The 19,504-nt window shown below is 64.2% G+C and carries 17 protein-coding genes; 10 read left to right on the top strand and 7 right to left on the bottom strand.

The window, feature by feature from the left end; genetic code table 11:
• The first annotated feature begins 25 nt into the window (after positions 1-25).
• A complete protein-coding gene (locus BUQ73_RS07615; protein ID WP_079230499.1) occupies positions 26-1,984 on the top strand; it encodes a DNA topoisomerase III in 1,959 nt (652 codons plus the stop codon).
• A gap of 111 nt (positions 1,985-2,095) precedes the next feature.
• On the opposite strand, the gene BUQ73_RS07610 is transcribed toward BUQ73_RS07615, so the two are convergent.
• The 3 genes from BUQ73_RS07610 to BUQ73_RS07600 all read right to left on the bottom strand — a co-directional run bounded on the left by BUQ73_RS07610 (position 2,096) and on the right by BUQ73_RS07600 (position 5,280).
• The gene (locus tag BUQ73_RS07610; RefSeq protein ID WP_079227292.1) at positions 2,096-3,193 is read right to left on the bottom strand and encodes an extracellular solute-binding protein; all 1,098 of its coding nucleotides are present in this window, start codon (positions 3,191-3,193) and stop codon (positions 2,096-2,098) included.
• A complete protein-coding gene (aguA, locus tag BUQ73_RS07605) occupies positions 3,193-4,299 on the bottom strand; it encodes an agmatine deiminase (RefSeq protein WP_079227291.1) in 1,107 nt (368 codons plus the stop codon). The genes BUQ73_RS07610 and aguA overlap by 1 nt, the downstream gene beginning before the upstream one ends.
• A gap of 93 nt (positions 4,300-4,392) precedes the next feature.
• A complete protein-coding gene (locus BUQ73_RS07600; protein WP_079227290.1) occupies positions 4,393-5,280 on the bottom strand; it encodes a LysR substrate-binding domain-containing protein in 888 nt (295 codons plus the stop codon).
• 233 nt (positions 5,281-5,513) lie between these two features.
• Here BUQ73_RS07600 and BUQ73_RS07595 point away from each other — a divergent pair, with 233 nt between their 5' ends.
• From BUQ73_RS07595 to BUQ73_RS07575, 5 genes are all read left to right on the top strand, one after another.
• Positions 5,514-6,803: an NAD(P)/FAD-dependent oxidoreductase gene (locus tag BUQ73_RS07595; RefSeq protein WP_079227289.1), complete on the top strand. Its 1,290-nt coding sequence runs from the start codon at positions 5,514-5,516 to the stop codon at positions 6,801-6,803.
• Positions 6,796-7,347, top strand: a complete 552-nt coding sequence (locus BUQ73_RS07590; RefSeq protein WP_079227288.1) for a helix-turn-helix domain-containing protein — start codon at positions 6,796-6,798, stop codon at positions 7,345-7,347. The genes BUQ73_RS07595 and BUQ73_RS07590 overlap by 8 nt, the downstream gene beginning before the upstream one ends.
• 9 nt (positions 7,348-7,356) lie before the next feature.
• Positions 7,357-8,709: a glutamine synthetase family protein gene (locus tag BUQ73_RS07585; RefSeq protein ID WP_079227287.1), complete on the top strand. Its 1,353-nt coding sequence runs from the start codon at positions 7,357-7,359 to the stop codon at positions 8,707-8,709.
• Between the two features lie 134 nt (positions 8,710-8,843).
• On the top strand, positions 8,844-9,674 hold the full coding sequence (locus tag BUQ73_RS07580; protein WP_079227286.1) for an alpha/beta fold hydrolase: 831 nt from the start codon (positions 8,844-8,846) through the stop codon (positions 9,672-9,674).
• A gap of 144 nt (positions 9,675-9,818) precedes the next feature.
• A complete protein-coding gene (locus tag BUQ73_RS07575) occupies positions 9,819-10,598 on the top strand; it encodes a TSUP family transporter (protein ID WP_079227285.1) in 780 nt (259 codons plus the stop codon).
• On the opposite strand, the gene nudC is transcribed toward BUQ73_RS07575, so the two are convergent.
• A complete protein-coding gene (gene nudC / locus BUQ73_RS07570) occupies positions 10,566-11,396 on the bottom strand; it encodes an NAD(+) diphosphatase (protein ID WP_079227284.1) in 831 nt (276 codons plus the stop codon). The two genes, BUQ73_RS07575 and nudC, sit on opposite strands and share 33 nt — an antisense overlap.
• Before the next feature lie 36 nt (positions 11,397-11,432).
• Positions 11,433-12,245 carry a crotonase/enoyl-CoA hydratase family protein gene (locus BUQ73_RS07565; RefSeq protein ID WP_027919710.1) on the bottom strand — a complete coding sequence of 271 codons (813 nt, stop codon included), beginning with the start codon at positions 12,243-12,245 and terminating at the stop codon, positions 11,433-11,435.
• Positions 12,246-12,406: 161 nt separating this feature from the next.
• Between BUQ73_RS07565 and BUQ73_RS07560 the strand changes: the two genes are divergently transcribed.
• From BUQ73_RS07560 to BUQ73_RS07545, 4 genes are all read left to right on the top strand, one after another.
• On the top strand, positions 12,407-13,042 hold the full coding sequence (locus tag BUQ73_RS07560; protein WP_079227283.1) for a dihydrofolate reductase family protein: 636 nt from the start codon (positions 12,407-12,409) through the stop codon (positions 13,040-13,042).
• 357 nt (positions 13,043-13,399) lie between these two features.
• Complete coding sequence (locus tag BUQ73_RS07555; protein ID WP_079227282.1) at positions 13,400-13,963, top strand: lipocalin family protein; 564 nt, start codon at positions 13,400-13,402, stop codon at positions 13,961-13,963.
• Positions 13,914-15,197: a PD-(D/E)XK nuclease family protein gene (locus BUQ73_RS07550; RefSeq protein WP_079227281.1), complete on the top strand. Its 1,284-nt coding sequence runs from the start codon at positions 13,914-13,916 to the stop codon at positions 15,195-15,197. The genes BUQ73_RS07555 and BUQ73_RS07550 overlap by 50 nt, the downstream gene beginning before the upstream one ends.
• Positions 15,198-15,271: 74 nt before the next feature.
• Complete coding sequence (locus BUQ73_RS07545) at positions 15,272-16,234, top strand: ribonuclease Z (RefSeq protein WP_079227280.1); 963 nt, start codon at positions 15,272-15,274, stop codon at positions 16,232-16,234.
• Between the two features lie 38 nt (positions 16,235-16,272).
• Here the strand turns inward: BUQ73_RS07545 and BUQ73_RS07540 are convergent, their stop codons facing one another.
• Both BUQ73_RS07540 and BUQ73_RS07535 read right to left on the bottom strand, forming a co-directional pair.
• On the bottom strand, positions 16,273-17,556 hold the full coding sequence (locus BUQ73_RS07540) for a Zn-dependent hydrolase (RefSeq protein ID WP_079227279.1): 1,284 nt from the start codon (positions 17,554-17,556) through the stop codon (positions 16,273-16,275).
• A gap of 11 nt (positions 17,557-17,567) precedes the next feature.
• Positions 17,568-19,067 carry an NCS1 family nucleobase:cation symporter-1 gene (locus BUQ73_RS07535; RefSeq protein ID WP_079227278.1) on the bottom strand — a complete coding sequence of 500 codons (1,500 nt, stop codon included), beginning with the start codon at positions 19,065-19,067 and terminating at the stop codon, positions 17,568-17,570.
• Positions 19,068-19,504 lie beyond the last annotated feature (437 nt).

Here is a 19,504-nt window from a genome sequence, read left to right as displayed (position 1 = left end):
CACCCCCGATGAAGCGTTCCCGGCCATGCGCCTGTTCCTCTGCGAAAAACCCTCCCAGGCCAAAGACATCGCCAAGGTGCTCGGTGCCAACCGCAAGGCCGACGGCTGCTGGCAAGGCTCCGACGTCTGCGTGACCTGGTGCATCGGCCACCTGCTGGAAACCGCCCCGCCCGACAGTTACGACGACCGCTACAAGCGTTGGAACCTCGCCGACCTGCCAATCATCCCGGAAAAGTGGAAGATGCTGGTCAAGCCCAAGACCGCCAGCCAGTTCAAGGCGGTCAAGCGCCTGCTTGGGGAAGCCCGCGAGCTGGTGATCGCCACCGACGCCGACCGCGAAGGCGAGATGATCGCCCGTGAGCTGGTCGAGCACTGCCGCTACCGCGGCCCGATCCAGCGCCTGTGGTTGTCGGCCCTGGACGACGCCTCGATCCGCAAGGCCCTGGCGCGCCTGCTGCCCGGCCAGGAAACCTTCAACCTCTACCACTCGGCACTGGGCCGCTCCCGCGCCGACTGGCTGATCGGCATGAACATGAGCCGGCTGTTCACCCTGCTTGGCCGCCAATCCGGCTACCAGGGCGTGCTGCCGGTGGGGCGGGTGCAGACCCCGACCCTGCGCCTGGTGGTGGACCGTGACCGCAGCATCGCCGATTTCGTGCCCGTGCCTTTCTGGGCCATTGATGTACAGCTCGAACACGCCGGGCAAACCTTCAATGCGCAATGGCGCGCACCGGATGACACCTGCGACGACCAGGGCCGCTGCCTCAACCAGGCACTGGCCCGGCAGGCCGCTGCAGACATGAACAATGCCGGTACGGCGCGGGTACTCAAGGTTGCCACCGAGCGCGTGCGCGAGGCCGCACCGCTGCCCTTCGACCTCGGCACCTTGCAGGAACTGTGCTCGAAAAAGTTCGGCCTCGGCGCCCAGGAAACCCTCGACATCGCCCAGGCGCTGTATGAGACCCACAAGCTGATCACCTACCCGCGCAGCGATTGTGGCTACCTGCCGGTCAGCCAGCATGGCGAGGCTCCAGCCGTTCTCGCCGCGCTGCAGCGTGCCGATGCCAGCCTGGCGCCGCTGCAAGCGCACCTGCAGCCCCAGCGCCGCTCACGCGCGTGGAACGACGCCAAGGTCAGCGCCCACCACGGCATCATCCCCACCGCCGCAGCCAGCGACCCGGCACGCCTGCCCGCCAAGCACAAGGCGGTCTACACGCTGATCCGTGCACGCTACCTGGCGCAGTTCCTGCCCAACCACGAGTACGACCGTACCCAGGCCGAATTCGACTGCGCTGGCCATGCCCTGCGCGCTGTCGGCAAACAGATCGTCGAGCCCGGCTGGCGTCGCGCCCTGCCCGAGGCGCTGACCCCGGCCAAGGGCCGCGAAGCCCAGCCAGCTCAGGTGCTGCCGGCCCTTCATGAAGGCCAGGACTGCAACGTGCACGGTTTGCAGCTCAAGGACTTGTGGACCCAGCCGCCCAAGCCTTTCACCGAAGGCGACCTGATCAAGGCCATGAAGAACGTCGCCAAGCTGGTGGACGACCCGCGGCTCAAGCAAAAGCTTAAGGAAACCACCGGCATCGGGACCGAAGCGACCCGCGCCAGCATCATCCAGGGCCTGCTCGACCGCGGCTACCTGGTGAAGAACGGCAAGGCCCTGTCTGCCACCCCGGCCGCCTTCAGCCTGATCGACGCCGTGCCCCGCGCGATTGCCGACCCCGGCACCACGGCAATCTGGGAGCAGGCACTGGACATGGTGCAAAGCGGCGAGATGAGCCTGGAAGAGTTCGTCGCTCGCCAGTCAGCGTGGATGGGCAAGCTGGTGGAACGTTGCCGGGGGATGCGCATGACCATTACCGGGCCGGCGGTGGGCAAGGCGGCGCCGTGGAAGAAGAAGCGGCGCAGTACCGGCAAAGGCAAGGCCGCTGAAGGGAAACCAGCTGCCAGCAAGCCAAGGCAACCTCGGCGCAAGACCTCCAGTTGATGAGTTGCCAATACTCTTCGCGGCTGAAGCCGCTCCTACAGAGGGCGGTGCAACCCTTGTAGGAGCGGCTTCAGCCGCGAAGAGGCCGGTACAGGCAACACAACTCCCAGGCTAGGCACCACTCTTCAACCGGCTGAAAGCCCGGGTAAGCTCCCGATTGAACGCTTTGCCATTGTCATTCTTGCCATACAACCGCGCCCGCACCTCAGCCGGTGGGTAGGTCCCCGGTGCATTGCGGATCTGCGCATCCACCAGCCCATCCGCCGCCGTGATCGCATTGGCGTAATGGATGGTGTCGGTAATCGGCGCGATCACATCCGGGCGCATCAGGTAATCCACCAGTTGCCACGCAGCATCCGGGTGCGGCGCATCCTTGGGCACCACCAGCGCGTCCAGCCAGATCAACGTGCCCTCCTTCGGAATGCTGTAGTCCAGCGCAAACGCCTTGCCCGCCTGCTGCGCCTGCCCCTCGGCGATGGCCACGTTACCGTTCCACGACATCGCCACGCAGGTTTCGCCATTGGCCAGGTCGTTGATGTTGCGATCATTGTCGAAGTAGCGAATGTACGGGCGCACCTTGCGCAGCTGCACCTCCGCCGCCTTCAGGTCTTCAAGGCGCTGCTGGTTGATGTCCAGGCCCAAGTAGCGCATCACCGCAGCAAACACCTCGTTGGGGTCGTTGAGCAGGCTCACCCCGCAATCGGCAAATTTCGCCACCACCTGCGGGTCGAACAGCATCGCCCAACTGTCCAGCGGTGCATCGCCCATGCGCGCCGTCACCGCTTGCTGCTGGTAACCCACCCCGGTCGTGCCCCAGGCATAGGTCCCGGCATAGCGGTTGCCCGGGTCGAACAGGGCCATATGCTGGCGAAACTCTTCACCCACCCCAGCCAGGTGCGGCAGCCGGGCTTTGTCCAGCGGTTGCAGGGCACCGCTGGCAATGGCCCGGCTCAGGTGCTGACCGGCAGTGAGCACCACGTCGTAGCCACTGCCACCGGTCAACAGCTTGGTCTCGGCGGTTTCCAGCGAGTCGAAGTGATCGGCGACCACACGTATGCCGGTTTCCTGCTCGAACCGGGTCAAGGTATCGGGGGCCAGGTATTCGCCCCAGATGTACAGGTTGACGGTCGGCTGTTGTGCGTCGGCCGCCTGAGCCACCGACACCGCGCAGCCCAGGGCGACCGCAATGGCCAGTGCGCGCCGTTTCATCAGCGGCCTCCGGCGTACTGCGGCATGGTGATGCAGGCGACATTGCCACCACCGAGCAGGATCTCGCGGGAGTTCTCGATGCCAATGATGCGGTGGCCGGGGAACAGCTCCGCCAGGGTCGCCTGGGCAACGGCGTCATTGCGGTCGCCAAACAGCGGCACGACGATGGCCGAGTTGCCCGCGTAGTAGTTGATGTACGAAGCACAGATGCGCGTGCCGGCTTCGCGCAGGTGGGTACCGTCGACCTGATCGAGCCCGGCCGCTTCTTCGGCAGTCCATTCCAGCACATCGGGTTGCGGCAGCTTGTGCACCTTCAGCTCACGGCCACGCGCATCGCGGGTGCTGCGCAGGATTTCGTAAGCCTCCTGGTAGATTTCCCACTGCGGGTCGTCACGGTTGTCGGTCCACTGCAGCACCACTTCACCGGGGCGCACGAAGCAGGCCAGGTCGTCGACGTGGCCGTCGGTCTCGTCGAACTTGCAGCCACGCGGCAGCCAGATCACCTGTTCGGCACCCAGGTAGTCTTCAAGGCGACGCGTCACCTCGGCCTTGCCCAGATGGGCGTTGCGGTTGCGGTTGAGCAGGCACTGCTCGGTGGTCAGCAGGCTACCCTGGCCGTCACTCTGGATGCCGCCAAGTTCGGCGATCAATGGCGCGCGATAGCGGTCCAGGCCTTCGATTTCGAGGATCTTCTGCGCGATCTGGTCGTCCTTGTCCCACGGGTAGTAGAGGCCGCCATCGAGCCCGCCGTAGGCGTTGAACTCGAAGTCGACGCCACGCACTTCGCCACTGTTGTCATTGACCACGAAGCAGGCACCGCTGTCGCGGAACCAGGTGTCGTTGCAGGTCATTTCCACCACGCGTACCTGCGGCGGCAGCAGGCGCCGGGCGTTGGCGTACTGGGCAGCCGAGGCGCAGACCGTGACCGGCTCGCTGGAAGCGATGGCCGTGACGATCTCGACCCAGACCTTTTGCGCAGGCTTGGCGCCATTGCGCCAGACATCCGGGCGCTCTGGCCAGCCAAGCCAGCAACCGGCCTTGCGCTCGAATTCGCCGGGCAGGCGGAAACCATCGGCCTTGGGGGTGGTGGTGAGCGAACGTGCCATGGGTCAACCTCGTGTCGGTGAGTGATGGCTGCACGCTACGCCGCCCGGCATCAGGCATCCAACGATGAAAACTCAGCGATAGCTGAATTGAATTCAGCTATCGCCCAGCTGTTCGATGAACCATTCGATGAAGTCGGCCACCGGCGCCCGCTCCAGGCGCAAGCGTTCGCACACCAGCGCGTACTGCCCCTGGGCCGTCACACTGGCACTGAACGGGCGCACCAGCCGGCCGCTCTGCAGGTCGGCCTGGCAGGTCAGGTTGTCGCCCATCGCCACGCCCTGCCCCAGCAACGCCGCCTCCAGCGCCAGCGCGGCATGGGGGAAGTACAGCTGGCGGGTAGGCAGCGCGTCTTCGGCGTGGGTGGCCAGCCAGGTGGTCCAGGTGCGGCCGTCCTGGTCGTCGTGCAGCAGGCAATGGCGCACCAGGTCACGCGGGCGCTTGAGGCCGCCCTGGTTGAACAGCCCGGGGCTGCATACGGGGAAGAACTGCAGCAGCGGCAGCGGCCGGACGAAGTGGGTGCTGGCGTCCAGGGCGCTGGTGCCGTAGGTGATGGCAAGGTCGACGTCCAGCGCCGGAGCGCCGGCATCGATCGGCTGATCGTGCAGGTGCAGGGTGATGTGCGGGTAACGGCTGCTGAAGTCGGCCAGGCGCGCGACCAGCCATTTTTGCGCAAGCTCCGCCGTTACCGCCACCCTCAGCACCGCTTGCGAGGCCGGGTCGCGCAGCTCGTCGCAAGCCTTGCCGATCAGCTCGAAGGCCTGTTGCAGGTGATGCAGCAGTCGCTCGGCCTCGGCACTGGGGCGTACCTGGCGGCCCACGCGTTCGAACAGGGCAACGCCAAGTTGATCCTCTAGCTGGCGAATCTGGTGGCTGACGGCGCTGTCGGTGACGCACAGCTCGGCAGCGGCGCGGCCGAAATGGCCATGGCGGGCGGCGCATTCGAAAGTGCGCAGGGCGGTCAGGGAAGGCAGGCGGCGCATTGTTGTTCCTGTCAGGGCCTTGGGGGCTGCTACGCAGCCCACTCGCGACACAAGGCCGCTCCTACAGCAGATCGCGGATTCCTGTAGGAGCGGCCTTGTGTCGCGAATGGGCTGCAAAGCGGCCCCCGGATCATATAACCAACCCCACAGGAAGACGAACGGCCCTGGCGCCATGAAAATTCCATGCTAGATTTTCATGAAAATAATCACAATAAATTTCACGAGGCCACTGCATGTTCAAGCAATCCGCCCAGCACGTCGCCAGCTACTACGCCCAGACCTACCCCGCCAGCATCCCCCTGCGCCCTACCCTGCAAGGCCCGCACGATACCGAGGTGCTGATCATCGGCGCAGGCTTCAGCGGCCTGCACACTGCCCTGCGCCTGACCCTGGCCGGCAAACGCGTGACCCTGCTGGAAGCCAGCCGGGTCGCCTGGGCCGCCTCCGGGCGCAACGGTGGCCAGGCGCTGCTGGGGTGGTCATGCGACATGCCGCCCTTGGAAAAAGCCTTGGGCGTGGAACGCACCCGGCGCCTGTGGGGCAGCATGTGCTGGGCCGCCGACGAGATGCGCGAGCTGCCCCTGCGCCATGGCTTCGACATCGACTACCGGCTCGGCAGCCTGTGGACCGCGGTGCTGCCACGGCGGGTAAAAATGCTCGAAGAAGTCCTGCATGATGCCGAACACAAATGGGGCTACGACGCCCTGCGCCTGATCGGCCGCGACGAGCTGCCACAATGGATCGACAGCCCGCGCTACCAGGCCGCGCTGTACGACGCCAAGGGCGCGCACCTCAACCCGCTGAAACTGGCCCAGGGCCTGGCGGCCATTATCGAAGCCCATGGCGGGCGCATCTTCGAGCAGAGCCAGGTTCTCGACTACCAGCCCAGCGCCAACGGCTACGTGGCCCGCACCGAACAGGGCGAGGTGCGCTGCGACGTACTGGTACTGGCCTGCAACGCCTACATCGACCGCCTCGACCGCGGCCTGTCGCGCCGGCTGCTGCCAGTCGGCTCGTACCAGGTGGCCACCGCGCCGCTGGATGCCGAGTTCGCCCGCTCGCTGCTGCCGCGCAACAGCTGCGTGATCGACAACCAGTTCGTACCCGACTATTTCCGCCTCACCCCCGACCACCGCCTGTTGTTCGGTGGCGGCTGCACCTACCTGGGTGGCATCCCCAAGGATGTCGCCAGCGCCACCCGCCCCTACCTGGAACGGGTGTTCCCGCAACTGGCCGGGGTGGCCATCGACTATGCCTGGGGCGGCCATATCGACTGCAGCATCCAGCGCACCCCGGACGTCGGCCGCGCGGGGCAGCGCTACTGGCTGCAAGGTTTCTCCGGCCACGGTGTGCTACCGACCCTGGCCGCCGCGCGGGCGGTGAGCGATGCAATCCTCGGCGACGACGACCTGCTGGCCTTGTACCAGGGCATCGACAACGGCCGCTTCCCGGGCGGTGATCTGCTGGCCGCACCGCTGGAGGCGGCGGCAAAGGCCTGGTACAGGATGCGCGACCATGTCTGAAGACGCCCAGGGCCTGGCCCTGCTGATCCGCGACCTGCGCAAGCACCGCGGGCTGACCCTCGATGAGCTGGCGGGCAAGGTCAGGCGCTCGCTGGGCTTTCTGTCCCAGGTCGAGCGCGGTCTGTCGCAACCGACCGTGGCCGACCTCACGGCCATAAGCGAAGCCTTGCAGGTGCCGACCACCTACTTCTACCAGGCCAGCCAGCCACCCGCGCTGGACTGGGTCACCCGCCCCGGCGAGCGGCGCACGATCTACTACGCCGGGGGTATCAGCGACGTATTGGTGTCACCCACGCTCAACGGCCGTTTCGCCATGCTCGAAAGCCACCTGGCGCCCGGCGCCAGCAGTGGCGAGGGGCACCTGGACGACAGTTCCGAGCAAGGCGGTTTCGTTCTGGAGGGTGAACTGACCCTCTGGCTCGCTGACGATGAACAAGCCGTGACCCTCGCGCCCAACGACAGCTTTCAGCTGCCGCCCAACCGCCACTTTCGCTACGCCAACCTGACCAACCAGACGACACGCATCCTCTGGGTATTCCGATGAGAGCACAGCATGACCCTAACAACAGGCTTTCCCGATCTGCTCAGTGAAGTTCGCGCATTCCGTGCCCGCTACCCCGAGGTCAGCCATGTCGACCTGCTCAGCCTGGACATCCCCGGGCACTTCTATGGCAAACGCTACCCCATCGACATGCTGGAAAAAGTCGCCGCCGGCAGCCCGCTGAAACTGCCGCAGAACTGCGTACTGTTGGGCGTACAAGGTGGACTGTTCCCGATTGGCGACTATTGCTTCAACGACGGCGACCCGGATGCCATCCGCCGCCTGATCCCTGGCACGCTCAAGCCGGTGAGCTGGGAGCGCGAGCCGCTGGGGCAGATGCTGATCAGCTCCGACGGCACCGCCGCGCCGATCGAATTCGAACCCCGCGAGGTGCTCGCCCGGGTGCTGCAGCGGCTCGAGCGCCGCGGCATTCGCCCGGTGGTGGCGTTCGAGCTGGAGTTCTACCTGTTCGACCGGGCGCTCAAGCAAGGCCTGCCGCAGTTCCCCCGCGACCCGCTCAGCGATGACCCGGACGACCAGCCCAACATGCACATCGAACGGCTGTCGCGGTTCAGCGATGTGCTCCACGACATGGTTGAAACCGCCAATGCGCAAGGGGTGGATGCCAACGTCATCACGGCCGAACTGGGCCCCGGCCAGTTCGAGATCAACTTCGGCCACTGCAACGATGGCCTGCAAGCCGCCGACTGGGCCGCCCTGTTCTGCCGCAGCACCCGGGGTGTCGCGCTCAAGCATGGGCTGCGCGCCTCGTTCATGAGCAAGCCTTACCTGCAGGCACCGGGCAGCGGCATGCATGTGCATGTAAGCCTTTACGACCAGGCCGGCAACAACCTGCTGGCTGCCGACCAGCAACGCCCGCTACGCCATGCCGTGGCCGGCTGCCTCGCGCTGCTGCCGCACTGCATGCCGATCTTTTCGGCCAACCACAATGCATTCCGCCGCTATGGCGCCATGGTCAACGCTGCCAGCCGAGCAAGCTGGGGGTTTGAAGACCGCGATGCGTGCATTCGCATTCCTGAGTCGGATGCGCGCAACCTGCGTATCGAGCATCGGCTGGCGGGGGCGGATGCCAACCCGTACCTGGTGCTGGCGGCGATCCTGTGTGGCATGGAGCATGGCCTGGATGCCGGGCAGGAACCGATTGCGCCGCTGAACGAAGATCGCAGCAGCGGCATCGATTTCCCCAAGGACATGCTCGGCGCGGTCGCGGCCATGCGCAGCCACCCGGCGGTGAACGAGGGGCTGGGGGAAGAGTTCGTGATGGTGTATTGCGAGAACAAGCGCCAGGACCATCTGGCGTTCATGCAGGAGGTCAGTGCGCGGGAATACCGCTGGTTCATGTGACACAGGTGATGGCTTCTTCGCGGCGGTTCGACGCCTCGAAGAGGCCAGTCCTGGCACAACAAATCCCGATGCCGAACGGAATCCCTCCTATTCTCAATAGCTCACTTCGGTTCCTGCACTGAGGAGACACGACCATGAGCTACGTAACCACGAAGGATGGCGTTCAGATCTTCTACAAGGACTGGGGCCCGCGCGATGCGCCGGTCATCCACTTCCACCACGGCTGGCCGCTCAGTGCCGACGACTGGGACGCGCAGATGCTGTTCTTCCTGGGCAAGGGCTTTCGCGTGGTCGCCCATGACCGCCGTGGCCACGGGCGCTCCAGCCAGGTGCCGGATGGCCACGACATGGACCACTATGCCGACGATGTGGCGGCCGTGGTCGAACACCTCGGCACCCAGGGCGCAGTACATGTGGGCCACTCCACCGGTGGCGGCGAAGTGGTGCGCTACATGGCGCGCCACCCCGGTGACCCGGTGGCCAAGGCCGTGCTGATCGCCGCCGTGCCACCGCTGATGGTACAGACACCCGCCAACCCCGGCGGCCTGCCGAAGTCGGTATTCGACAACTTTCAGGCCCAGGTCGCCAGCAACCGTGCGCAGTTCTATCGCGATGTGCCGAGCGGGCCGTTCTATGGCTACAACAGGCCGGGCGTTCAAGCCTCGGAAGGCATCATCGGCAATTGGTGGCGCCAGGGCATGATCGGCAGCGCCAAGGCGCATTACGATGGCATCGTGGCGTTCTCGCAGACCGACTTCACCGAGGACCTAAAGGGGATCAAGCAGCCGGTGATGGTAATGCATGGCGATGACGACCAAATCGTGCCTTATGAGAACTCCGGACCGTTGTCGGCAAAGTTGCTGCCCAATGGCACGTTGAAGACTTACAAGGGCTACCCGCATGGCATGCCGACCACCCATGCCGATGTGATCAACGCGGATTTGCTGGCGTTCATCCAGAGTTGATGTGATTGCCTGTACTGGCCCTTTCGCGGCGGTTCGACGTCGCGAAAGGGCCGGCACTGGCAACCGTTTGCGCCCAGGATTACCATGTCTCCCATCTAGCGCGGCCATTTGCCGCACGCCCTGCCCTCTGCCTGCCAGACACCCATGCCCTTCGAACTCACCGTAGAACCGCTCACCCTGCTGATCCTCGCCCTGGTCGCCTTCGTCGCCGGCTTCATCGATGCCATCGCCGGTGGCGGCGGCCTGCTGACCACCCCGGCGCTGCTCACCGCCGGCATGCCGCCGCACCTGGTGCTGGGCACCAACAAACTCAGCTCGACCTTCGGCTCGGCCACCGCCGGCTTCACCTACTACAAGCGCAAGCTGTTCCACCCGGCGCAATGGCGACCGGCCCTGTTCGCCACGCTGGTTGGCGCCTCGATCGGTGCAGTGGTGGCTCACTACATGCCGGCCGAGTGGCTGAACAAGATGCTGCCGGTGATCGTCTTCGCCTGTGGTATCTACCTGCTGTTCGGCGGCACGCCCAAGGCGCCGCTGGATGCCGATGCGCCAATCAAGAAGAAATGGCAGCTCCCCCAAGGCTTCACCCTCGGCTTCTACGACGGCATGGCCGGCCCCGGCACCGGTGCATTCTGGACCGTGAGCACGCTGCTGCTCTACCCCATCGACCTGGTCCGCGCCAGCGGCGTGGCGCGCAGCATGAACTTCGTCAGCAACATCGCGGCGCTGACGGTGTTCATCATTTCAGGGCAGGTGGATTACATCGTCGGCCTGTGCATGGGCCTGTCGGTGATGGTCGGCGCCTTCTTCGGCGCACGCACGGCGATCAGTGGCGGCAGCAAGTTCATCCGCCCGGTGTTCATCACCGTGGTGCTGGCGCTGACCGTCCGACTAGCGTGGCAGCACTGGTTCGGGCAGGCATAAACGCCTGGCGACATAAAGATCAATCAAGTACCGGGCAATGGACCGCCCGGCCGGCAGCGGCGGCAGGTCGTGCACGCTGAACCATTTGGCATCTTCGATCTCGTCCGGCTGCATGACGATCTCGCCACCGGCATATTCGGCATGGAAGCCCAGCATCATCGAGTGCGGGAACGGCCAGCACTGGCTGCCGACGTACTGGATGTTCTTTACCTCCACCGCCACCTCTTCGCGCACCTCGCGCACCAGGCAGTCCTCGGCCGACTCGCCCGGCTCGGCAAAGCCCGCCAAGGTGCTGTACACACCCGTGACGAAGCGCGGCGAACGGGCCAGCAGGATCTCGTCGCCACGGGTCACCAGCACGATCATGCTCGGCGAAATGCGCGGGTAGCTGCGCAGGTCGCAGGGCTGGCAGTACATCGCGCGCTCCCAGCGGATTTGCGCCATCGCCTGGCCGCAGCTGCCACAGAAGCGGTGCTCGCGGGCCCAGGTGCCGATCTGCGCGGCATAGCCAAGCACTTTGTAGGTGTCGAAGTCGCCTTCCAGCATGAACGCGCGCAGACCGCGCCAGCTGCAGCCCGGCAGCTCGGCTGCGTTGCGCAGCTCAAGCAGGAATACGGGCTCGCCGTCGAAATGACCGATGCCGTGCTCACACAGCACGTCCAGGTCCTGGCGCTTGAGCCAGTCGCGGGGGAACAGCGCGCCGTTGGCGTCCACCAGGAACCCTTCCGGGCTGCGGGCCACAGCCAGCCCCCCGGTGATCTGCGGGTCGAGTACTGCGGTTGTCCAGCGAGCTGACATGTCGGGGGTTCCTTTACTGCGCGCCCCCCAACCCGGTCAGTCGGCGAACGACGGTTTCTGTTTGCTCATGTGCGCCGCCACGGCCACGCGCAGGTCTTCGGACTGCAGCATCGCAGCATTCCAGGTAGCGATGTAATCCAGGCCATCGTCGATGCGATGGTCACGCATGTAGCTGAGCATTTCCTTGGTGCCGGCCACGGCGATCGGCGATTTTGCGGCAATCTCGCGGGCTATGGCAAAGACCCCGTCGAGCAGCGCGGCCTGATCATCATAGACCCGGTTGACCAGGCCGATGCGCAGCGCCTCGTCGGCTTCCACATTGCGCCCGGTGAAGGCCAGCTCACGCATGATGCCGTCGCCGATGATACGTGGCAAACGTTGCAAGGTGCCGACATCGGCGGCCATGCCCATGTCGATTTCCTTGATCGAGAACTGCGCATCGCGGCTGCAGTAGCGCATGTCGCAGGCGGAGATCAGGTCGATGGCACCGCCGATGCAGTAACCCTGCACCGCCGCCAGCACCGGCTTGCGGCAGTTGTCCACGGCATTGAAGGAGGCCTGCAGGCGCTGGATGGTCTTGCGCAGCAAGCGTGCATTGCGGCCGACATCCTTGCCCATCTGCCCGGCCAGCGACGCCAGCATCATCAGATCGATACCGGCGGAAAAGTGCTTGCCAGCGCCGCTTATCACCACCGCGCGCACGGCATCGGTATCGTCGATCCACTGGAAGATATCGACGATCTCCTCCCAGAAGGCCGCGTTCATCGCGTTGATCTTTTCCGGGCGGTTGATCTGCACATGGGCGATGTTGTCGGTCAGTTCGACCTTGAACGCGGTGTACTCGGTCACGGGCGGCACTCCTGTGGGGAAAGGGTTCACAGCGTGGATGGTAACCCAGGCAGGTGGCCGTACTTGTGCCAAAAACGGGACTGCATGCCCTGTCGAAATCGCCGTGCGCCGTTCGACCATAGGTGAATCATCACCCCCTTCAGGCCTTTCAGGAGAGCCCCATGCGCAAACTCATCGTAGCCGCCTTCGTCAGCCTCGACGGTGTCATGCAGGCCCCCGGCGGCCCTCAGGAAGACACCAGCGGCGGTTTCACCTTTGGCGGCTGGCTCGTGCCCCATGCCGAGGAAGTGTTCGGCCAGGCCATGCAGGCGCTGTTCAGTCAGCCTTTCGAGTTGCTGCTGGGGCGGCGGACCTACGACATCTTTGCCGGCTACTGGCCGAAGGTGAAGGACGATACCGAGGAATTTTCCATCGCCAATCTGTTCAACAGCGTGGCCAAGCACGTTGCCACCCATGACCCCGACAGCCTCGAATGGCATAACAGCCATGCACTGGGCGCGGATATCGTCGCGGCGGTACGTGCCCTCAAGCAGCAGAACGGCGCCGATCTGCTGACCCAAGGCAGTGCCGACCTGGTGCAACAACTGTTGGCTGCCGGCCTGGTCGATGAGCTTCAGTTGCTCATTCACCCTGTGTTGCTAGGCCATGGCAAGCGCCTGTTCGGCGACGATGCTGCGCCTGGGGCCTTCTACCTGAAACATTCCCAGGTGACGCCCAAGGGCGTGATCATCGCCCGCTATGTGCGGACGGGTGAAGTTGCGACGGGATCATTCGATTTACCGCAGGAGAATGGGTGAGGCCGGTTGGCTCGCCTCGGCATGTTCAGCGCCTGTGAGACCGAGCGCCGCCCGCGCGGCGCATCGCGGATGAATCCGCTCCTACAGTTTGCTGCAACGTGCCGAACCTGTTACGCCATGGTCGCCTGCTCGGGCGCATGACTTGAGCCTTGTACACAAGGCTGACAACCATGGCCCCACAGGCATGGCCACGTTGCGACAAACTGTAGGAGCGGATTCATCCGCGATGCGCCGCGCGGGCGGCGCTCGGTCTCACAGGCTCCAGAAAACTCAAGCCAGGAAGAGCCGATACAACTTTTGCGCCGTGCCCGCATCGAAACCAAGGTGAGCCCCACATTCGCTGACAGGAGGTTTGCCATGGCGATGCGCACGGCCCTGATGCTTTCCTGCATGACCCTGGCCCTGATGGGCTGCGTCGGTTCCAACGACGACCACCACACACCGCCCACCACACAGCAGGTCGACCTGCAACGCTACCAGGGCACCTGGTACGAACTGGCACGCCTGCCGATGTTCTTCCAGCGCAATTGCGTGCAGTCCGAGGCGCACTACGGTTTGCGCGAGGATGGCCGCATCGACGTGACCAACCGCTGCAAGGAAAAAGACGGCCAATGGAACGAAGCCCGCGGCATTGCCGAAGCCCAGGTGCCGGGCAGGACCGACAAGCTCTGGGTGCGCTTCGACAACTGGTTCAGCCGCCTGGCGCCGGACCTGACCAAGGGTGAGTACTGGGTGCTGTACCACGACAAGGATTACCGCGTGGCACTGGTCGGCCACCCCAACCGCGAGTACCTGTGGCTGCTGTCACGCACACCGGCAATCACTGACCAGACGCGAGACCAGCTTGTGGCGATTGCCCGCAAGCAGGGCTATGACACCAGCAAGCTCATCTGGCGGGACGAAAGCGCTGCCCAACCATAGCTGCCATGAATTGAACGAGCAGCTTGTACTGCGCGATAGTGGCTCAATAGAATCATCGCTACTATCGCGAGCACAAGGAGACGCTCAGTTGCTTCATCTCATCAATCGCGCAGCGGTGCTACGTGCCGAGCACCATCGCCCTCCCAGCTTCAACCTCTTCACCTTGCTGCGCAGCGCCAGCGACGAAGTTCGCCTGCATTCTCGTTTCCTGGCATTCCTGTTGGACCCACAAAGCGCTCACAACGCAGGTTCTTCGCTTTTGCAGTCGTTTTTACAGGGTATTGGCGTGGAGCATTTCGATTGCCGCGATGCCTCGGTTCACGTCGAGTATCGCAACATCGATATCCTGATCCGCAACGACAAGCAGCAGGCGATCATTCTCGAGAACAAGATTTATGCGCAGGACCAGCACGAGCAGCTTTACCGATACGTGAAAACGCTGCGGTCCGAGGGCTACCAGCAAATTGATACCCTGTACCTCACCCTCGACGGTGACGATGCAGACAGCAAGAGTTGCCAAGGTATCGAATACATTCGAGTCAGCTACTCCAGCGACATCCTGGCCTGGCTGGAGCGCTGCCAAGCCTGGGTGATACGCGAGGCGGCGGTGCGTGAAAGCCTGCTGCAGTACATCGATCTGATTCGCAAACTGACTTCAAAGGACCAAGGCCAAAAGTACATGGACACGCTCAAACAGACTTTGCTCAAGGACAACAACCTGCTGTTGGTCAAAGACCTGCAGAAGGCCTATGTCGAAACCGTGAAAGACCTGCAACTGGCCCTGTGGCTGGACGTGGTCGAGCAAGTGAAGGCCAAGTACCCCGAGCTGCCTGAGCCCTGCGAGGTTCCCACTGCTGCCGTCATCGATCGCTACTACAGCAATGCCAAGAACAACAAGTACTACGGCCTGAGCTACTCACTTGGGTTCATGCCCGGGTGGATCTATCTGGAGCTCAATCATCGTTTCTACACGGGCTACGGCTGCGATGGCGAAACGCATCCCCATGAACACGCACGCCTGAAGGCGCTGGGCGAGGCCGTGCAAAATAATGGCAACACCAGCAATGGCCTGTTCTGGCGCTACTGTACCGAGCTGGACATGAAAAACCCGAGCGACGAGCACCTTGAGATCCTTCTCGATGCCCAGCGCAGGAAACAGGCAGCAGAACGCATGGCTGACGATCTGCACTACCTGTGGCACACCGCTCGCGAGCTTTGCTCCGAGCAGGGGTGAAGGTCGTTGTGAGGCATGACCAGAAACATGCCCTCATTGCACATCGCGGTTCAACGCACACAGGAGGCCCTTAAGTGGACCTGCAGTTTCTGGGCACCTCCTCCGGGGTGCCCACCAAAGCCCGTAATGTCAGCGCCACTGCCGTCATCGAAGCCAGCGGCAAGCACTGGTACCTGGTCGATTGCGGCGAAGGCACCCAGCACCAGTTGCTGCGCAGCTCGCTGTCGGTGCGCGATCTGCGCGGCATCTTCATCACCCATGTGCATGGCGACCATTGCTTCGGCCTGCCGGGGTTGCTGGCCAGTGCCGGGATGGGTGGGCGCAGCGAGCCGCTCGACCTGATCCTGCCAGCCGCGCTGCAGGATTGGGTGCGCCTGAGCCTGGCGGCCAGTGAAACCTACCTGCCGTTTGAACTGCGCCTGTTGCCGGTCGAGAGCCTGGGGCAATGGCAGAGCGATAACGTCCAGGTCAGTACCGTGCAGCTGTCGCATCGGGTACCGAGCGTTGGCTTCGTGTTCACCGAGTTGAACCCGGAACCCCGCCTGGATATTCAGCGGCTGGAGGTCGAAGGAATCCCGCGCGGGCCGTTGTGGGGTGACCTGGCCAAGGGGCTGGTGGTCGAGCACGACGGGCAGCACCTTGAACCGCGTGATTACCTGAAACCCTCGCGGACACCGCGGCGAGTGATCGTCTGTGGCGACAACGACGACCCGGCGTTGCTCGCCGAGGTCGCCAAGGACGTGGATGTGCTGGTGCATGAGGCGACCTATACCCAGCCTATCGTCGAGCGCAGCGGCAATACGTTCGGCCACAGCACGGCGGCGGCGGTCGCGCAGTTCGCTGAAGCGGCGGGGGTGCGCAATCTGGTGCTGACGCATTTCAGTGCGCGATATCAAGGGGATCCGAAACGTAGTCCGTGCATTGATGATGTGCGGGCTGAAGCTTTGGCCCATTACACCGGGCACCTGACTTTGGCGCAGGACCTGCAGCGTTACCACATCGGGCGTGATGGGTTACTGGTAGCCGTCTCGACTTGAGATTGCCGGGGCCGCTTTGCGGCCCCTGCAGCGCGTCGTCATGCCGCCAGGCGCCCGCTGGCGATCGCCTCCGACGCCGCCAGCATGGCCCGCAGCAAGACCGCGCAACCCGCCGCCAGATCCTCCGGCGTGGCGTTCTCGATCTCGTTGTGGCTGATGCCATTCTCGCAAGGCACGAAGATCATCCCCGCCGGCCCCAGTTCGGCGAGGAAGATCGCGTCATGCCCTGCCCCGCTGACGATGTCCATGTGCGGCAGGCCCAACGCCTGCGCCGACTCGCGCACGGCTTCGACGCAACCGCGGTCGAAGTACAGCGCCGGGAAATCTGCTGTGGGCACCAGTTCATGGCTCAGGCCATGCTTGGCACAGGTGGCTTCGATCACCGTACGCACTTGCGCGATCATCGCCTCCAGCTGATCGCCTTCCAGGTGACGGAAGTCCAGGGTCATGCGCACCTCGCCCGGGATCACGTTGCGCGAACCGGGGTAAGCCTGCAGGCAGCCGACCGTGCCACAGGCATGGGGTTGATGCGCGTGGGCGGTGCGGTTGACCGCCTCGACCACGGCAGCGGCGCCCACCAGGGCGTCCTTGCGCAGGTGCATCGGGGTCGGGCCGGCGTGGGCTTCGACGCCGCGCAAGGTCAGGTCGAACCACTTCTGCCCCAGTGCACCAAGGACTACACCGATGGTCTTGGCCTGATCCTCCAGGATCGGCCCCTGTTCGATATGCGCTTCAAAGTAGGCACCGACCGGGTGGCCAAGCACCGCTCGCTGGCCGGCGTAGCCGATGGCGTTCAGCGCCTCGCCGACCGACACGCCCTGGGCATCGCGCTTGGCCAGGGTTTCTTCCAGGGTGAACTTGCCGGCGAATACACCTGAACCCATCATGCAGGGGGCAAAACGCGAGCCTTCTTCGTTGGTCCACACCACCACCTCCAGCGGTGCCTCGGTCTCGATGCCCAGGTCGTTGAGGGTGCGCAGCACCTCCAGCCCGGCCATGACCCCGAAACAGCCATCGAACTTGCCGCCAGTGGGCTGGGTGTCGATATGGCTGCCGGTCATCACCGGTGGCAGCTTGGGGTTACGCCCAGGGCGACGGGCGAAGATATTGCCCACCGCATCGATGCTGACGCTGCAGCCGGCGGCCTCGCACCACTCGACGAACAGGTCGCGGGCCTGGCGGTCGAGGTCGGTCAACGCCAGCCGGCAGACGCCCCCCTTGGCCGTGGCGCCCAGGCGGGCAAGCTCCATCAGCGATTGCCACAGGCGTGCGCTGTCGACGTGGCGCTCGGTGGATTTCAGCACATGCTGGGATTGGCTCATGGTGTTTCTCCTCAGGCATTTTTATTGGTTTGTACTGGCGCGATCGCCGGCCCGCGCACCGCCACGCCACCCAGGGCGTAGTACAGCGCCCCACCCAGCAGCGACCCGGTGAACCAGCCATAGTCGTAGAACCAGCTGAAACTGCTGTTGCCGATGGCCAGCACGGTCAGCGCCACCGGCAAGGCGAAGGCGGCAAAACCCGCCAGGTTCCACGCCGGGTACACGTCATCGCGGTACAGGCCGGCCAGGTCCAGTTGCTGGCGGCGGATCAGGAAGTAGTCCACCACCATGATCCCGGCGATCGGCCCGAGCAGGCTGGAGTAGCCCAGCAACCAGTTGGAATAGACGCTCTCCAGGCTCAGGTCGGAAACGATCCAGCCAAGCTTCTTCAGCAGTTCGTGCCCCATCAGTGCAAGGCCGATCAGGCCGGTCAGCCACACCGCGCGGGTACGCCCGATTAGGCGCGGGGCGATGTTCTGGAAGTCGTTGGTCGGCGAGACGATATTGGCGGCGGTATTGGTCGACAGCGTGGCGATCACGATCAGCGCCATGGCCAGCGCCACCCAGCCTGGGCTGTGGATCTTGCCGATCAGGCTGACCGGGTCGGACACCGTCTCACCCACCAGCGAGGCGGAAGCCGCAGTCATGATCACGCCCAGCGAGGCGAACAGGAACATGGTCAGCGGCAGGCCGAAAATCTGCCCGAGGATCTGGTCCTTCTGGCTCTTGGCATAGCGGCTGAAGTCGGGAATGTTCAGCGACAAGGTGGCCCAGAAACCCACCATGGCCGTGAGACCTGCGCAGAAGTAACCGACCACGCTGGCACCTTCCGGGCGCTTGGGTGGCTGCGCCAGCAACTCGGTCATCGACATGTGCGGTAAGGCCCAGAACAACAGGCCGAAGCCGACCGCTACCAGCAGCGGGGCCGACAGCGTCTCCAGCCACTTGATCGACTCGGCACCGCGCAGCACCACCCACAGGTTCAGCGCCCAGAAAATCATGAAACCGATCACCTCACCGGTCCCCCCCAGCGATTTCCAACCGTCGAAGATCGAACCGAGGAACAGGTGGATGGCCAGGCCGCCGAACATGGTCTGGATGCCGAACCAGCCACAGGCCACCACCGCACGGATCAAACACGGCACGTTCGAGCCTAGGATGCCGAACGACGAGCGCAGCAGCACCGGGAACGGGATGCCGTACTTGGTGCCGGGGAAGGCGTTGAGGGTCAGCGGGATGAGCACGATGAGGTTGGCCAGCAGAATCGCCAGCAGGGCCTCACCCACGCTCAGGCCGAAGTAGGCCGTGAGCACGCCGCCGAGGGTGTAGGTGGGCACGCAGATGGACATGCCCACCCACAGCGCGGTGATGTGCCATTTGTTCCAGGTGCGCTGGTGCACCTTGGTCGGCGCGATGTCGTGGTTGTAGCGCGGGCTGTCGAGGACGTCACTGCCTGCGGACAGCTCGAACAGGCCTGCCTGCTCGATCACTTCCGATCTGCTCTGTTGCATGGGGCCTTCTCCAGATTTCTTCTAGTTGTTTGCTCATCGGGCTAACGCGATGGCCGGAGTACACACACCACCAGTACTGCTCCTCCGGTCCGGCCTGGCGGTTGTGGCCGTACTCAAATTGCGTGCCGGGTCGGCTTGCGCCTACCCGGCCGGCCGCCGCCGACCGGAGGTAATCAACTGATCTGCAAAGCATTGTTGCGCGGCAGGCGCGGGCACGGTTATTCCCTCGCCAGCCGCTTGCGCCACCTTGGGCCGGCCCTGGCCCCTGCAACAGGTTTCAAACTGGTGCAGCCTGGTTTTTCATCGGCCCGGCCTGCGCCTCGAAGCCAGGAATCAAGCAGCTGATTTTGCATGGAAAATCTTGACCAATTTGGCTTCTTGTCAAGTGCGTCAAAATGGTGAAAGGCCTCACCATTTTGGTGATCACAACAATTATT

The sequence above is a fragment of the Pseudomonas putida genome, assembly GCF_002025705.1.
In the GTDB taxonomy this organism is placed as follows: domain Bacteria; phylum Pseudomonadota; class Gammaproteobacteria; order Pseudomonadales; family Pseudomonadaceae; genus Aquipseudomonas; species Aquipseudomonas putida_J.
The sequence above is the reverse complement of the archived record's forward strand: the minus strand, read 5'-3'. Positions and strand labels throughout refer to the sequence as shown.